The 12,994-nt window shown below is 57.5% G+C and carries 14 protein-coding genes; 6 read left to right on the forward strand and 8 right to left on the reverse strand.

Going from position 1 to position 12,994, the window contains the following annotated elements; all coding sequences use genetic code 11:
- The first annotated feature begins 111 nt into the window (after positions 1 to 111).
- On the forward strand, positions 112 to 1,068 hold the full coding sequence (locus Q0899_RS11740) for a DMT family transporter (protein WP_299192993.1): 957 nt from the start codon (positions 112 to 114) through the stop codon (positions 1,066 to 1,068).
- Positions 1,069 to 1,072: 4 nt separating this feature from the next.
- On the opposite strand, the gene Q0899_RS11745 is transcribed toward Q0899_RS11740, so the two are convergent.
- From Q0899_RS11745 to pgsA, 3 genes are read right to left on the reverse strand one after another with little or no spacing between them, the layout of a single operon-like run.
- A complete protein-coding gene (locus Q0899_RS11745; RefSeq protein ID WP_299192995.1) occupies positions 1,073 to 1,513 on the reverse strand; it encodes a molybdenum cofactor biosynthesis protein MoaE in 441 nt (146 codons plus the stop codon).
- Positions 1,514 to 1,516: 3 nt separating this feature from the next.
- On the reverse strand, positions 1,517 to 1,765 hold the full coding sequence (gene moaD / locus Q0899_RS11750; protein WP_299192997.1) for a molybdopterin converting factor subunit 1: 249 nt from the start codon (positions 1,763 to 1,765) through the stop codon (positions 1,517 to 1,519).
- Positions 1,758 to 2,429 (reverse strand): CDP-diacylglycerol--glycerol-3-phosphate 3-phosphatidyltransferase, encoded by a 672-nt coding sequence (pgsA, locus tag Q0899_RS11755; protein ID WP_298294105.1) that lies wholly within the window; start codon positions 2,427 to 2,429, stop codon positions 1,758 to 1,760. Before pgsA ends, moaD begins: the two co-directional genes overlap by 8 nt.
- 44 nt (positions 2,430 to 2,473) lie before the next feature.
- Between pgsA and Q0899_RS11760 the strand changes: the two genes are divergently transcribed.
- Both Q0899_RS11760 and Q0899_RS11765 read left to right on the forward strand, forming a co-directional pair.
- The gene (locus tag Q0899_RS11760) at positions 2,474 to 2,917 is read left to right on the forward strand and encodes a hypothetical protein (RefSeq protein ID WP_299193000.1); all 444 of its coding nucleotides are present in this window, start codon (positions 2,474 to 2,476) and stop codon (positions 2,915 to 2,917) included.
- Between the two features lie 73 nt (positions 2,918 to 2,990).
- Positions 2,991 to 3,512: a DUF1775 domain-containing protein gene (locus Q0899_RS11765; RefSeq protein ID WP_298294111.1), complete on the forward strand. Its 522-nt coding sequence runs from the start codon at positions 2,991 to 2,993 to the stop codon at positions 3,510 to 3,512.
- A 36-nt stretch (positions 3,513 to 3,548) separates the two neighbouring features.
- Here the strand turns inward: Q0899_RS11765 and uvrC are convergent, their stop codons facing one another.
- The 4 genes from uvrC to Q0899_RS11785 all read right to left on the reverse strand — a co-directional run bounded on the left by uvrC (position 3,549) and on the right by Q0899_RS11785 (position 8,474).
- Entirely contained in the window at positions 3,549 to 5,435 is a 1,887-nt protein-coding gene (gene uvrC / locus Q0899_RS11770; RefSeq protein ID WP_299193002.1) for an excinuclease ABC subunit UvrC, read from the reverse strand.
- Positions 5,436 to 5,754: 319 nt separating this feature from the next.
- Complete coding sequence (locus Q0899_RS11775; RefSeq protein WP_299193004.1) at positions 5,755 to 6,540, reverse strand: SDR family oxidoreductase; 786 nt, start codon at positions 6,538 to 6,540, stop codon at positions 5,755 to 5,757.
- A 3-nt stretch (positions 6,541 to 6,543) separates the two neighbouring features.
- On the reverse strand, positions 6,544 to 7,506 hold the full coding sequence (locus Q0899_RS11780) for a calcium/sodium antiporter (RefSeq protein ID WP_299193006.1): 963 nt from the start codon (positions 7,504 to 7,506) through the stop codon (positions 6,544 to 6,546).
- Positions 7,507 to 7,673: 167 nt separating this feature from the next.
- A complete protein-coding gene (locus tag Q0899_RS11785) occupies positions 7,674 to 8,474 on the reverse strand; it encodes a S49 family peptidase (RefSeq protein ID WP_298294126.1) in 801 nt (266 codons plus the stop codon).
- 120 nt (positions 8,475 to 8,594) lie between these two features.
- Here Q0899_RS11785 and Q0899_RS11790 point away from each other — a divergent pair, with 120 nt between their 5' ends.
- Both Q0899_RS11790 and Q0899_RS11795 read left to right on the forward strand, forming a co-directional pair.
- Positions 8,595 to 9,956 (forward strand): aminotransferase class III-fold pyridoxal phosphate-dependent enzyme, encoded by a 1,362-nt coding sequence (locus Q0899_RS11790; RefSeq protein WP_299193008.1) that lies wholly within the window; start codon positions 8,595 to 8,597, stop codon positions 9,954 to 9,956.
- A 213-nt stretch (positions 9,957 to 10,169) separates the two neighbouring features.
- Complete coding sequence (locus Q0899_RS11795) at positions 10,170 to 10,586, forward strand: VOC family protein (RefSeq protein WP_298362258.1); 417 nt, start codon at positions 10,170 to 10,172, stop codon at positions 10,584 to 10,586.
- Between the two features lie 243 nt (positions 10,587 to 10,829).
- On the opposite strand, the gene Q0899_RS11800 is transcribed toward Q0899_RS11795, so the two are convergent.
- On the reverse strand, positions 10,830 to 11,510 hold the full coding sequence (locus tag Q0899_RS11800) for a hypothetical protein (protein WP_298362261.1): 681 nt from the start codon (positions 11,508 to 11,510) through the stop codon (positions 10,830 to 10,832).
- A gap of 234 nt (positions 11,511 to 11,744) precedes the next feature.
- Here Q0899_RS11800 and Q0899_RS11805 point away from each other — a divergent pair, with 234 nt between their 5' ends.
- The gene (locus Q0899_RS11805; RefSeq protein WP_298293408.1) at positions 11,745 to 12,614 is read left to right on the forward strand and encodes a glycosyl hydrolase; all 870 of its coding nucleotides are present in this window, start codon (positions 11,745 to 11,747) and stop codon (positions 12,612 to 12,614) included.
- Positions 12,615 to 12,994: the final 380 nt, after the last annotated feature.

The raw sequence follows: 12,994 nt of genomic DNA on the forward strand, positions 1-12,994 counted from the left end.
GACCTTGGCATTCCCGACTGTATCGCGCCGCCATTTCCGTTCAAGTTTTTCGTGGCCAACCCGCAAACCCGGGCGTACTGCTTGGGTATTCGAACAATCCGAGCCAGCCCGATGCCTCGCCTAAGCGCCGCCACCCTTGCCCCCCTGACCGCGCTGATCGCGGTCACCTTGTTTTCAATGAACGATGTGCTGATGAAGTTATTCAGCGACGGCTATGCGCTGCATCAGATTGTGTTGGTCCGCTCGATCATGGGGTTCGTGTTGACCGTGCTGGTCATGGCCCCTTTGGCCGGCGGATTTCACTTGCTGCGCACCAAACGGCTGGGTGTGCACATGGCGCGCGCGGCCTGCGTGTTTTTCGCCAACATGATGTTCTTCTTGGGCCTGGCCGGATTGCCCTTGGCAGACGCCGTGGCCCTGTTCTTCGTCAGCCCGTTCATCATCACCATATTCTCGGTCATCTTTCTGGGGGAAACGGTGGGGCCGCGCCGCTGGATCGCCGTGGCGCTGGGGATGCTGGGCGTGTTGATCGTGCTGCGCCCGGGCACGTCAGCGTTTCAGGTCGCGTCACTGTTTCCCATCGCCGCGGCCTTCGGCTACGCCGGGCTACACATCCTTACCCGCTACATGCGCGACACCGAAAACGCAGTGTCGATGACCTTCTATATCCAGGTCATGTTTCTGGGGATGAGTGGCGTGCTGGGGTTGTGGATGGGAGACGGGAGATTTGAGACCGACACCCCGGAAGCGTTGGTTTTCCTTGTCCGGCCTTGGGTGATGCCGGAGGTTTCCCATATTCTCATGATGCTGGTGCTGGGCGTTTTCGCGTCGGTCGGCGGCTATTGCATTTCGCAGGCTTACCGGCTGGGAGAGGCTGCACTGGTCGCCCCATTTGAATATCTTGCGCTGCCACTGGGGGTTTTGTGGGGCATCCTGGTCTTCGGCGAGTGGCCTGACGTCATGGCATGGCTCGGTATCGGCCTGATCCTGGCATCGGGGCTGTACACGGTATGGCGGGAGAACAAGGTGCTGAAAGACGAGATGGAGGCCAAAAACCTGCGGACTTAGGCTGTTACCAGCGCTTCAACGCATCCTCGTCCTCGTCCTTTCCCGCAACCCAAGACGCGCCCTCTCCGGTGGTTTCCTTCTTCCAGAACGGGGCGCGTGACTTGAGGTAGTCCATCAGGAAGTCCGCCGCCGCGAAGGCATCGGCGCGATGCTTGGACGCCGTGGCGACCATCATGATCGTGTCCCCTGCCTGCAATTTTCCGTGGCGATGAATGACCAAACTATCGGCGAGCGCCCAGCGGCTTTCAGCCTCGGCCACGATGCGTTCAATCGCGGATTGGGTCATGGCGGGGTAATGCTCGATCTCCATGGTTTGCAGACCGCCCGGGACGTCACGCACCAGCCCGGTAAAACTGACCACCGCGCCGACATCGGTGCTGGTCTTGGAAAACGCGTTCAGCTCTGCGCCGGCATCGAACGGGTCGGATTGCACGCGCACCGTCATGGCCTACCCGCCCGTCATGGGCGGAAAGAACGCCACCTCGCGAACACCTTCAAGCGGCGCGTTGAAATCGGCCAGCTCTTGGTCCAGCGCCACCTTCAGGGCGGAAATATCGGAGAAGGCGACCGCGTAGCGTTCTTCGCGGGCGCGCAGCTCTTCGACCAGATCCATCACTGTGGCGGCAGTGGTGTCGAGCCGTTCCTTTGGAAGCCCGATGCGTTCCCGAACCCAAGCGAAGTAGAGCACCTCAACCATTGCCGTCCTCCCGAAGGAACGGCATCGCCTTGCGCAGGTAGTCAAAGCCGGTCAGCAAGGTCAGCACCGCAGCAATGGTCAAAAGGATCGTCCCAATCAGGAAGGTCAGATTGGCCGCTTCGGAATACCAAATCAGGCCCAGCGGGTCGTCCGCCGCACCGGTCATGATGGCCGTCAGCGTAGCGTCATCCATGCCCGAGGTGCGGTCCAGAAACTCGTGCTCAAAGAGGCCGGTGGCAAACAAAACCGCAATCGCAACCATCTGCGCGGTGGTTTTCCATTTGGCCAGATTGGTGACCTTCAACAACCCCGCGGTGTCCCCCAAGAACTCCCGCAGCCCGGAGACGAATGTCTCACGGAAAATGATGACAGTGGCCGGCAGCAATATCCACGGGTTCATGCCCGAAAACCCGGTGATGACCAGCAAGGCGATGATGACCATCGCCTTATCCGCAATCGGGTCTAGCATCGCGCCAAATTTGCTTTCTTGTTTCCAAGCCCGCGCGAGGTAGCCGTCCACATAATCCGTCAGCGCAGCCAACACGAAGAGGACCAACGCGAACCAGTCAGCCCAAGGCCGGGTAAAGTACAGAAACATGATCGCCACGCCGGGCGCTGCTAACAGGCGCAGCAAGGTCAGGATGTTGGGAATGTTCCAGTTCATGACAAATGTTTAACCCGATGGAGGCATGGGGGGAAGCCGGATAAATGGCGGACAAGTTGTCGCTCCCCCGGTTGATTGGCCGTTTGCGCTTGCCGCGCCCCAGGCAAATTTCTACCCATCGTGGCATGACGCGTCTGTGGATCAGAACCATCCTCAACCTGGCCCTGGTCGCCGCCTTGTTGGTGGCCACCGTGCTCAGCAGCGCGGCGCATCGCCTGCCGTTGGAACTCACTGACCCGGAGGCGGCCGCGATTTTGCAGATGGGCGGCAGCATCGCCGACATATGCGGCGACGGCCCAACGGAACGCAGCAAGACAGGCTGCGAAATCTGCAACCTGTTGGGCGCGGCAATGGCGCCGGACCTGCCTTGCACGGTGATCACGCTGGATTTCCCCAGATCCGCCCCCTTTGTCACCCATCCAAGGCCCTACATTTTCGCATCCCTGCGCCACAGGGCCGACGCGATCCGTGCTCCGCCTGCGGTTTGAGCCCTAGACAAATCTCAAACCAAACATTCGGCGCACAAGATCGTGACGCCATACCCACACAGGAGCTTTCTTCATGAAGCGTATTCTTTTCGCTGCCGCGGCAGCCCTTTCGACGACTTTGCCCGCCTTTTCGCATGCCACATTGGAGGTCAAACAAGCGGAGCTGAATTCCACCTACAAAGCGGTCATGCGCATTGGCCATGGTTGCAACGGCCAAGCCACCCTGAAGGTGCGCATCACGATCCCGGAGGGCGTGATTTCGGTGAAACCTATGCCCAAGGCCGGGTGGGAGCTGACGACAATACGTGGCGATTACGCCAAAACCTATGACTATTACGGCCCCAAATCCGAGGGTGTGAAGGAGATCATCTGGACCGGCTCACTTGAGGACCAGCACTACGACGAATTCGTGTTTCGGGGGCGCATCACCGACGCCTTTGAAGACGGGCAGACGATCCATTTCCCCACTGTGCAGGAATGCGCTGATGGCTCGAATGACTGGGTGGAAATCCCCGCCGAGGGGCAAGATCCGCATGATCTGGACGGGCCGGCCCCGGCCTTGCTGCTGAACGCTGGCGGCCATGCGCATCACTAGGCGATGAGCCGGGACGCCCCGCTTTGGTGGGGCGTCCTACCCCTTTTCGTGGAAATAGTCGTAGATGGATTGGGCCATGGCCTCGGACACGCCGTCAACGGCGGTCAGGTCGGACAGGTTCGCACGCCCTACCGCCTTGGCAGACCCGAAATGCTGCAGCAACGCCTTCTTGCGTTTGGGGCCGATGCCGCCGATGTCATCCAGCGGGCTTTTGATCTGGCTCTTGGCGCGTTTCGCCCGGTGTGTGCCGATGGCAAACCGGTGCGCCTCGTCCCGCAGCCGCTGGACAAAGTAGAGAACAGGATCGTTGTGGCGTAGCGCGAATGGGCGTTTGCCGGTTCGGTGGAATTCTTCTTTGCCGGCGTCGCGGTCAACGCCTTTGGCCACACCGACCATGGCGATGTCTTCGACCCCCATCTCGCGCATGATTTCGCGCACCGCGGATACCTGACCCGCACCACCATCAATCAGCAACAGGTCGGGCCACATTTCCTTGCTGCGGTCGGGGTCCTCTTTCAGCAGCCGTTTGAAGCGGCGCTGCAGGACCTCTTTCATCATGCCGAAATCATCCCCCGGAACCAGTTCTTCGCCGCGGATGTTGAACTTGCGGTACTGGTTGCGCATGAACCCGTCCGGCCCTGCAACGATCATCCCGCCGACGGCGTTGGTGCCTTGTATGTGCGAGTTGTCGTAAACCTCGATCCGGGTTGGCGGCGCGGGCAAATCAAACGCGTCGGCAAGGCCCTTTAGCAGCTTTCCTTGCGTCGCGGTTTCGCTCATCTTGCGGGCGAGGCTTTCGCGGGCGTTACGGGTTGCCCCGGCAATCAATTCCATCTTCTCGCCGCGTTGGGGGACCAGCAATTCCACCTTGCGGCCCGCCTTGTCGGAGAGCGCATTCGCCATCAGGTCATCGTTCTGGATGTCGTGGCTTAGCAGGATCTGGCGGGGCGGCTCCTTGTCACCGTAGAACTGGCCCATGAAGGCCTCCATCACCTCGGCGGGGGACGCGTCATTTGGCAGCTTTGGGTAGTAATCCTTGTTGCCCCAGTTCTGATTGGCGCGGATGAAGAAGACCTGCACGCAGGCTTGCCCGTGCTCAAGGTGCAGCGCGATAATGTCGGCTTCAGCCACGCCTTTGGGGTTGATCCCCTGCGCTGTCTGAACCTGGGTCAGCGCGCGGATACGGTCGCGCAACGCAGCGGCGCGCTCAAATTCCATATTCTCGGACGCGTCCTGCATCTCTTTGGCCAGCACCTCCTGCACATTGGTGGATCGGCCGGACAAGAAACGTTCGGCGTCCTTGACCAAAGCGCCGTAATCCTCGGGGCTGATATGGCCGACGCACGGCGCAGAACACCTTTTGATCTGGTATTGCAGGCAGGGTCGTGTGCGGCTTTCGAAATTGCTGTCGGTACAGTCGCGCAACAGGAAGGCCCGCTGCAATTGGTTGAGCGTGCGGTTGACCGCGCCCGCAGAGGCGAACGGTCCATAATAGTCGCCCTTCTCCTTCTTGGCGCCGCGATGCTTCTTGATCTGCGGGAAGTCGTGGTTTTTGGCGACCAGAATATTGGGGAAGGATTTGTCGTCGCGCAGCAGCACATTGTATTTGGGCTTCAGCTGCTTGATCAGGTTCTGCTCCAGCAGCAGCGCCTCGGTCTCTGTTTTGGTGGTTAGAAACATCATCGACGCGGTGCGCGAGATCATCGTCGCGATGCGTGGCGAGTGCCCGGACGGCTTGGCGTAGTTGGACACCCGTTTCTTGAGACTGCGCGCCTTGCCGACGTAGAGAACCCGCTGCTGCTCATCAAGCATCCGGTACACGCCGGGCGAATTGTCCAGCGTCTTGAGATAAGATTGGACGCAGTCATGCCCCCGCAATTCCGAGGCGGGCTGGCTGAGGTCACTTTCCGTCACGTCACTCATGTTGGGCTGCATGATTCCCTTGCTTTGCTGCAATGTGATGCAAGTTCGTTCAAGAAGAAAGAAGTCCACGCATCTTGTGGATAACCTTGTGGGGAAACTTTCCCAACCCCGAAATTATCGTTATTTTTCTACAGGCGCATCTGTTTGCCCAATTTTTAGGCACTTCTTAAGTATCTGTTTTCAAACAGTATTTTTCTCCGTTTTTACAAGGCATTGATAACATTAGGATTTTGGTAACAGATTCGTGACGGTTTTGCGTTGGGTGGACAAGTCAACCGCTCAATGCCGAAAAATACCTAATAAATCGGCGGGTACGAGGCTATTCGACCCCCTGAACATCCGGGGTCTTCCACCCCAGATGCTGCCCGCCATCGACACATAGCAACTGCCCCGTCAGCGCAGGCGCGCCCAGAATATACTGCATCGCGCCAACGATATCCTCCGGGTTGGACCCCCGCCCGGAAACAGTGGCTGCGCGCTGCGCCGCGAAGTGTTCTTCGCTTTGCCGCCCGCCAATCAATGTCGGGCCTGGTCCGATTCCATTGACCCTGACATGCGGCGCCAGCCCGCGCGCCGCGGTCTGCGTAAATGCCCATAGCCCCATTTTGGCGATGGAATAGCTCATGAATTCCGGCGTCAGTTTGCGCACCCGTTGATCCAGCATGTTGATCACGCAGGACTGCGCCTTCGGCTCGCCCCGTTCGTCCATCCCGGCGCGTGGGGCCTGTTTGGCAAATTCCTGCGTCAGAATGAACGGCGCCTGCAGGTTTGACCCGATGGCGCGGTCCCAGGAGGTGCGGGTCGCGGTTTCGATCGTGTCATGTTCAAAGATCGACGCATTGTTGATCAGCACATTCAGTGGACCGCCCAGCGCGTCGCTGGCCCGGGCGACCAATTTTTCCGCCTGATCCATGTCCAACAGATCCGCTTGCAGCGCGACGGCTTTGCCGCCCGCAGCTTCAATCAACGCGACGGTTTCCTCAGCGCCTTGTGCGGAGCTTGCATAATGTACCGCCACATGGTGCCCCATCTCGCCCAAGCGGACGGCCATGGCGCGGCCAAGGCGGTCTCCGGCACCGGTCACGAGGGCGGCTGGTTGGGTCATGGGTCAGGCTCCGTTTGTCAGCACCATGTAGAGATAGGCTAGATACGCGAGGGTCAAGCCGAAGCCCCACCCATACCCCATCCGCTGTCTGCGGAACACCACCGGCGCGATCAACAACGAGGCACCCAGCATCACCCACAGATCCAATTTCAAAAACGCGTCGGGGACTGGCATCGGCCCCACCAGAGACGCAATACCGATGATGGCCAGCAGGTTGAACACGTTGGACCCGATCACGTTGCCAATCGCCACATCCGCCTTCTTGCGGAACGCCGCCATCACCGTGGTCGCCAGTTCCGGCATGGACGTCCCGATGGCCACAAGGGTCAGGCCAATAACGGTCGGTGACACGCCAAAATCTGTGGCAATGATCACCGCGTTGTCGACCAGCAGCTTCGCGCCCAGCGGCAGACCTATGATGCCCGCGATCAGAAACGCGGTGATTTTCCAGCCCCGCATCGTTAGGTCCGCGCCTTCGGGTTCTTCCTCCGGCACGCCGGACCGCATATGCAGCCGCGCATCGCGGAAACTGTCGAGCAACATGAGCGCAAGCGCCGCCAACAAAACCAACCCATGCCACCAGGTGATCGGCCCATAGAAGGCCAAACCAATGAACAGCAGCGTCCCCAAAATCATGATGACATAGCTCTTGCGCGTGTCTGATTGCGACGCGGACAGCCCAGCCAGCAGGGCCGGTATCCCCAACACCAGCAATACATTGGCCGTGTTCGAGCCGACCACGTTACCGATGGCCAGGCCCGGCTCTCCGTCAAGAATGGATTGCACCGAGATAAGCAATTCAGGCGCAGAGGTCCCAAACGCCACAATGGTCAGGCTGACAATCAACGCCGGCACGCCCAGACGCAGCGACAGATTCACAGCGCCTTTCACCAGGGCATCTCCGGCAAACAGCAACAAAGTAAGGCCGACCGCGGCCAGCGTGAACTCGTTAATCAGCCAATTCATCAGGTTTTGGGTCTTTCACACATGCAAGAGGACTTGCCGATCCTGAAGGACCCGCATTTCGCGCATTTGCGCTTTTCATACGCCTTAATCTTAGGGATGCGCAGCTTACCGAACATCGCCAGCACCGCCATGCCAATCAGGAAAAACGTGATGATTTTGAAGAGCATCTACAGCCCGAACCGCGCCCACAGCGCTTTGTCGTCGATCTGCGCCATGGCGTCCCCCAACAGCTGCGATCCGAACCGCTGAAAGATCGAGCGTTTGGGGCCGTAAACCTGGAAACGCACCTTGTCGCCATACAGCTCTTTCATCTTGGGAACCACATGGCCAACACCGTCCACGAGGCCCACCTCGATGGCGTGACCGCCAACCCAAATCTCGCCAGTGAACAGGTCCTTGTCATCCGACAAACGGTCGCCCCTGCCCTTTTGAACATGGGCTATGAAGTTGTTATGGATCTGCTGCTGCAAAGCCTTCAGCCGTTTCACGTCAGCGGGCTTTTCGGGGCGGAACGGGTCGAGCATCGACTTGTCTTTTCCGGCCGTGTGAACGCGGCGCTCAATACCTTGGCGTTCCATCAATTCGTTGAAGCCGAAGCTGGCGGAGATCACCCCGATCGAGCCAACGATGGAGCTGTCATCCACCCAAATCTCATCTGCGCTTGCGGCGAGCCAATACCCGCCTGAGGCCGCCACATCCTCAACAAATGCGAAGGTTTTAACCTCATGTTCCTCGGCAAGACGTTTGATGCGCGCGCCGATCAGCGAGGATTGCACCGGGCTGCCGCCGGGCGAGTTGATGACCAATGCAACGGCTTCGGGTTTGCCCTTGCGAAAGGCCTTCTCCAACAGGGGCGCAAGCCCCGCGTCGTTCAGCGTTTGGCCACGCCCGCCGCTTGCGATCACGCCGTTCATGCGAATGACGGCGACGGTTGGCTCTGATTTCATGAATGGGATAAAGCGTTTCATCAGGGTCATGTAGAGGCCTTGGGCCTTGCAAACAAGGGGTGCGGCGGAATGTCGGTTTCAGGCTTGCGGCATTAGCCGACTTAGGGGACGGTTGGGCTGAAATTGAGAAAGGGTGCGGCCATGAAAGACGACAATTTTCTGAAAGAAAACAACGCCCGCCACATGTGGCATCCGATGGCGCATCCTGGTGCCATGCAGGACCATCCGCCGCGCATCATATCAAAGGCCGAAGGGTCTACGATCACCGACCATGACGGCAACACCGTCGTCGATGGCGTGGGCGGATTGTGGTGCGTGAATGTGGGCTATTCCTGTGACCCGATCAAAAAGGCGATTGCCGATCAAGTGGTTGAACTGCCTTACTATTCTGCCTTTGGCGGCACCACCAACGAACCCGCGATTGAGCTGTCTTATGAGCTGCGCGAGATGTTCGCGCCCGACGGGATGGCCCGGGCGTTCTTCACCTCTGGCGGGTCTGACGCGGTCGAGACGGCGCTGCGCCTGGCGCGGCAATACCACAAGGTCAAAGGACAGCCGCAACGGACGAAGTTCTTGTCCTTGAAGAAGGGCTATCACGGCACCCATTTTGGCGGCGCTTCGGTCAATGGAAACAACCGCTTCCGCATCAATTACGAGCCGCTGATGCCGGGCTGTTTCCACCTGCCGACGCCCTATGCGTATCGCAATCCGTTTGATGAGACCGACCCCAAAAAGCTGGGCGATCTCTGCGTGAAAGCGGCGATTGACGAGATCGAATTTCAGGGCCCCGACACGATTGCGTGCTTCATTATGGAGCCGATCCAAGGCGCAGGCGGGGTGATTGTACCGCCTGAGCATTACATGCCCGAGATGCGCCAAGTCACTGAAAAATATGGAATTTTGATGATCGCGGATGAGGTGATTACGGGCTTCGGGCGCTCTGGCGATTGGTCGGGGTCGCGGCATTGGGGGGTGAAGCCGGATATGATGACGATGGCGAAGGGCATCACGTCGGGGTACTTCCCGTTCGGGGCCTGCATGGTCAGCGAGGCCGTGGCCGAGGTGTTTGAAAACGGCGATCCCGACATGGCCAGCATCTTCCACGGCTACACCTATTCCGCCCACCCCGTCGGCGCAGCGGCGGCGCTTGCGTGCATCCGGGAAAGTCAGCGGTTGAAGATCAACGAAAATGCGGCGCCGCGCGGGACGCAGTTATTCGAAGGGCTATTGAAATTAAAGGAAAAATACGACGTCATCGGGGATGTCAGGGGCGGGCACGGGTTGATGACCGGGCTGGAATTCGTGACCGACAAAGCGTCAAAAACACCTGCGCCGATGGCGATGTTGAAGACGGCTTTTGAAACGACTTACGAGGCCGGGGCGATGGTGCGGATTGGCGGGAACAACCTGCTGATGTCGCCTCCGTTGGTGATCACCGAGGCCGAAATTAGCACGATATTAACCGCTCTGGAGGCGGGGGTTCAGGCGGCCAGTTCTGCCTAGTTTGGGACAATTTGGGACAAAACATTTCGGGCCAAAACCCAAAATGTCCCAAAACTCTGACGCGCAAAACCGCTGAAAAAATCCGCGGCTTCGCGCATTTGCGCACGGATGCAGCAGGGGATTGGGCCGTTTACCAAGCCTTCATAGTTCGGGCCAGGCCGAGCTATGGGCGTCAGGCTTGCGCGTGGTTCCGGTCTCCGTCACGCTGGGTCCATGAAACTCAAATTGCACCACATCAATCTTTGCTCCTCAGACGTGCAGGAGATGGACCGCTTTTACCGGGACGTGCTGACATTGGGCGACGAAGACCCCGCCGAGCTGCCGCCCCTGAACACCGAAAAAGGGCTGGTGGGCGACGTGTCCTTCGTGACCGATGGCGACATTCAAATGCACCTGACCCCGCGGGACGTGTTGAATTCATTTCGCTCAGGGCAAGTGGTGAACCCGCTTGAGCGTGGCCACATCGCGTACCGGACGGATGATATCGAGGCGTTCATGAAGCATCTGGACGCGCAGGGCGTGCCCTATTCTGACTGGGGCAGCAGCGCGGTGAAAGGGTGGCATCAGGTGTTCTTCTACGACCCCGACGGGAATGTTATCGAAGTGCATCAGATTGTGGATGTGGGGTGAACCCCGGCCTTACGAGCCACATTTGGCCAATATAAGCTAAAACCGAATGTCTCTTATGCGAGACTTTTCTGCCATTCGCTGCGCGTGTGCGATTTACGTAACGATCATTAGTCGCCCCACGGGGAGGGCGGAAAGCGGAAGTTCGCTGCATGAGCGAAGCCGCGAGTTGAAGAGCCAAGTTTCATCAAAGCCCTACTGCGTCTTTTAATAAACGCCTAAACCTGAACCGGGCGCCACATGCCCTTATTGGTTTTGATTGGTACAGCTGCAATTCTGTTGGCTGCCTTTTATCGTTGTTGGCAGCCTATAAAATCTGAACCCGCCGATACGGTAGTTTTCATCCAAAAAGCTGTTCTTGACGCCGTCGCCGTCCACTGTTTCCACCGGTGTTCTTACGAGCTCGACCGGCGCGCGATAGGGATCGCCGTTATTAAGCCAGTCACCACTCAGAACCATGTCTGTGCCATCAAGTTCCCATGTCCCAAGATAGGGACGCTGAGCATAAGTCAGTTTAAATGACCCATCCTTACGAATCGACATATAGCCTTCGGCGTCAAGCACCAGCCCTTGTTCATCGTCGGGTCTAAAAAGCCTGCTCCACAGAATGACGTAATTTTCTTCGGCGCTGCACAACTCATAACGTTGAATGGGTTCACCCGTGCTAAGGTTCCATTTCTCCTCAAACAGCGCATTCATAATTTGCTCTGAGGAGATAAGCCGTTCTGACGTCTCGAGGTCGTACCGGTGCGTCTTCGCTAGCTCTTCGTCGTCGCCGTCCTCTTGATCAAGATCATTGCGCCCTTCCGACAGAAGCGGATCGCAAAATGCAACCGGCGCGCTGGTCAGTGAACGGTTTTCGGCAAAGAGCATTGTCGGTGAAACAAGGCCGACGAAGACAATGGCGACAGGAACAGTGAACTTCATCAACTTAACTTTCTAACGGCATCAAGACACCTAGGCTGCGTCCGTATTTGAATTTAGTCAACCGCGTCGTAATTGACCCTGACCATTCGACATTGCCCATGCTGCATGCGGGTTGGGCATAATGGAATCGCAGATTCCCTTCACATTTGTGCCTCAGAATTGGCGTTTTGGGGCGCTAGCACCGTCGTTCAACAGGCCTCCCAACATGGCAGGCGAAAACGTTGAGGGGTGCAGATGTATAAGTTTTTAAAACTGGTTATAGCGTCTGCGCTCTTCGCCTGTTTGTCCACCGTTGCACATGCGCAAAAGGCGGGTGTTGGCGCATGGGAGAACCCAGACTTCACCATGCTCGGTTGGATCGAAGAAACGCCCGCTTTGGGCTGGTACTACAATTGGCGCCCCGACCAGATTTATTCCAAGACGAGCCACCGGCGGACGGTCGAATTTGTGCCGATGATCCACAGCGCTAAAGACATTAACAAACGGATCCGGTCAAACGTAACGGTACGCAATTTGCTGGCATTCAACGAGCCTGATGGCCACGGCAACATGAGTGTAGGACAGGCCATCAAGCTTTGGCCCAAATTAGAACGGCGTGGATTGCGTTTGAGCAGCCCTGCAACCAAGCGCGGCAATACGTTGGGCAAAAATTCCTGGCAATACCAGTTCATGAAAGAAGCGGAGGCACGTGGATTGCGCGTCGACTTTATGGCGGTCCACTACTACTCGACTAATGGCAGCATACCGGAGTTTCGCAATTGGCTGCGCGCTGTTCACGCAGCATACAAACGACCAATCTGGGTTACAGAATTTGCGCTCATAGACTGGCACCGACCATCACGTACAACACATCAGCAGAATGCAAAGTTTGCCACCGATGCTATTCGGATGATGGAAAGCCTCCCTTTTGTTGAGCGCCACGCCTGGTTTGCCGCCAACCCCTACAAATGGAACGGACAAACGCCCCGATTGAATCTTGTTAACAACGATCTGACCCTTACGGCGACCGGGCGGGCTTTTGATAGGGTTTTGGGGCAGATCGGATCGCGTCATGTCTCTGCCAACGACAGAACACCGCTCGGACCTCGAGCGCTGCGCAACTAAGTGATGACGCAGTGGGCGGTACGTTTAATTTAGCAAAAACTAGGGCCTTGTAGATTGCTTTTTCCGGGTGTTCTGAGCAGGCGGCCCAAATGAGGGATGAAGAATCGCTTTGGCGCGGTTGCAATATCAGTCCTTTTACAGGAATACCTATTTTTTGGCTCGAAGGCCCAATATCTTGTGTGCACGTCACCACAGTTAGCTGAAAACCATGAATAAATTTGACTTTTTTCTCAAGGGAGTGATCATAGCGTATTATTGCATCTTTCCTATGGTTCTGCTGAAGCCTGAAGATGTGTTCGCTTTTGATTTACGAGTTGTAGTTTGTTGATAAGCATCTGGAACCATATATCTATCGGTACTTAGGCTTACACAGAGCAGCT

It is taken from the genome of uncultured Litoreibacter sp., from assembly GCF_947501785.1.
Classification (GTDB): Bacteria; Pseudomonadota; Alphaproteobacteria; order Rhodobacterales; family Rhodobacteraceae; genus Litoreibacter.

What these genes read in the sequence shown, in the direction of transcription:
- Q0899_RS11740 (WP_299192993.1), top strand. Translation starts at nt 112, where the DNA reads ATGCCTCGCCTAAGCGCCGCCACCCTTGCCCCCCTGACCGCGCTGATC.
- Q0899_RS11745 (WP_299192995.1), bottom strand. Translation starts at nt 1,513, where the DNA reads ATGACGGTGCGCGTGCAATCCGACCCGTTCGATGCCGGCGCAGAGCTG.
- moaD (WP_299192997.1), bottom strand. Translation starts at nt 1,765, where the DNA reads ATGGTTGAGGTGCTCTACTTCGCTTGGGTTCGGGAACGCATCGGGCTT.
- pgsA (WP_298294105.1), bottom strand. Translation starts at nt 2,429, where the DNA reads ATGAACTGGAACATTCCCAACATCCTGACCTTGCTGCGCCTGTTAGCA.
- Q0899_RS11760 (WP_299193000.1), top strand. Translation starts at nt 2,474, where the DNA reads ATGGCGGACAAGTTGTCGCTCCCCCGGTTGATTGGCCGTTTGCGCTTG.
- Q0899_RS11765 (WP_298294111.1), top strand. Translation starts at nt 2,991, where the DNA reads ATGAAGCGTATTCTTTTCGCTGCCGCGGCAGCCCTTTCGACGACTTTG.
- uvrC (WP_299193002.1), bottom strand. Translation starts at nt 5,435, where the DNA reads ATGAGTGACGTGACGGAAAGTGACCTCAGCCAGCCCGCCTCGGAATTG.
- Q0899_RS11775 (WP_299193004.1), bottom strand. Translation starts at nt 6,540, where the DNA reads ATGACCCAACCAGCCGCCCTCGTGACCGGTGCCGGAGACCGCCTTGGC.
- Q0899_RS11780 (WP_299193006.1), bottom strand. Translation starts at nt 7,506, where the DNA reads ATGAATTGGCTGATTAACGAGTTCACGCTGGCCGCGGTCGGCCTTACT.
- Q0899_RS11785 (WP_298294126.1), bottom strand. Translation starts at nt 8,474, where the DNA reads ATGAAACGCTTTATCCCATTCATGAAATCAGAGCCAACCGTCGCCGTC.
- Q0899_RS11790 (WP_299193008.1), top strand. Translation starts at nt 8,595, where the DNA reads ATGAAAGACGACAATTTTCTGAAAGAAAACAACGCCCGCCACATGTGG.
- Q0899_RS11795 (WP_298362258.1), top strand. Translation starts at nt 10,170, where the DNA reads ATGAAACTCAAATTGCACCACATCAATCTTTGCTCCTCAGACGTGCAG.
- Q0899_RS11800 (WP_298362261.1), bottom strand. Translation starts at nt 11,510, where the DNA reads ATGAAGTTCACTGTTCCTGTCGCCATTGTCTTCGTCGGCCTTGTTTCA.
- Q0899_RS11805 (WP_298293408.1), top strand. Translation starts at nt 11,745, where the DNA reads ATGTATAAGTTTTTAAAACTGGTTATAGCGTCTGCGCTCTTCGCCTGT.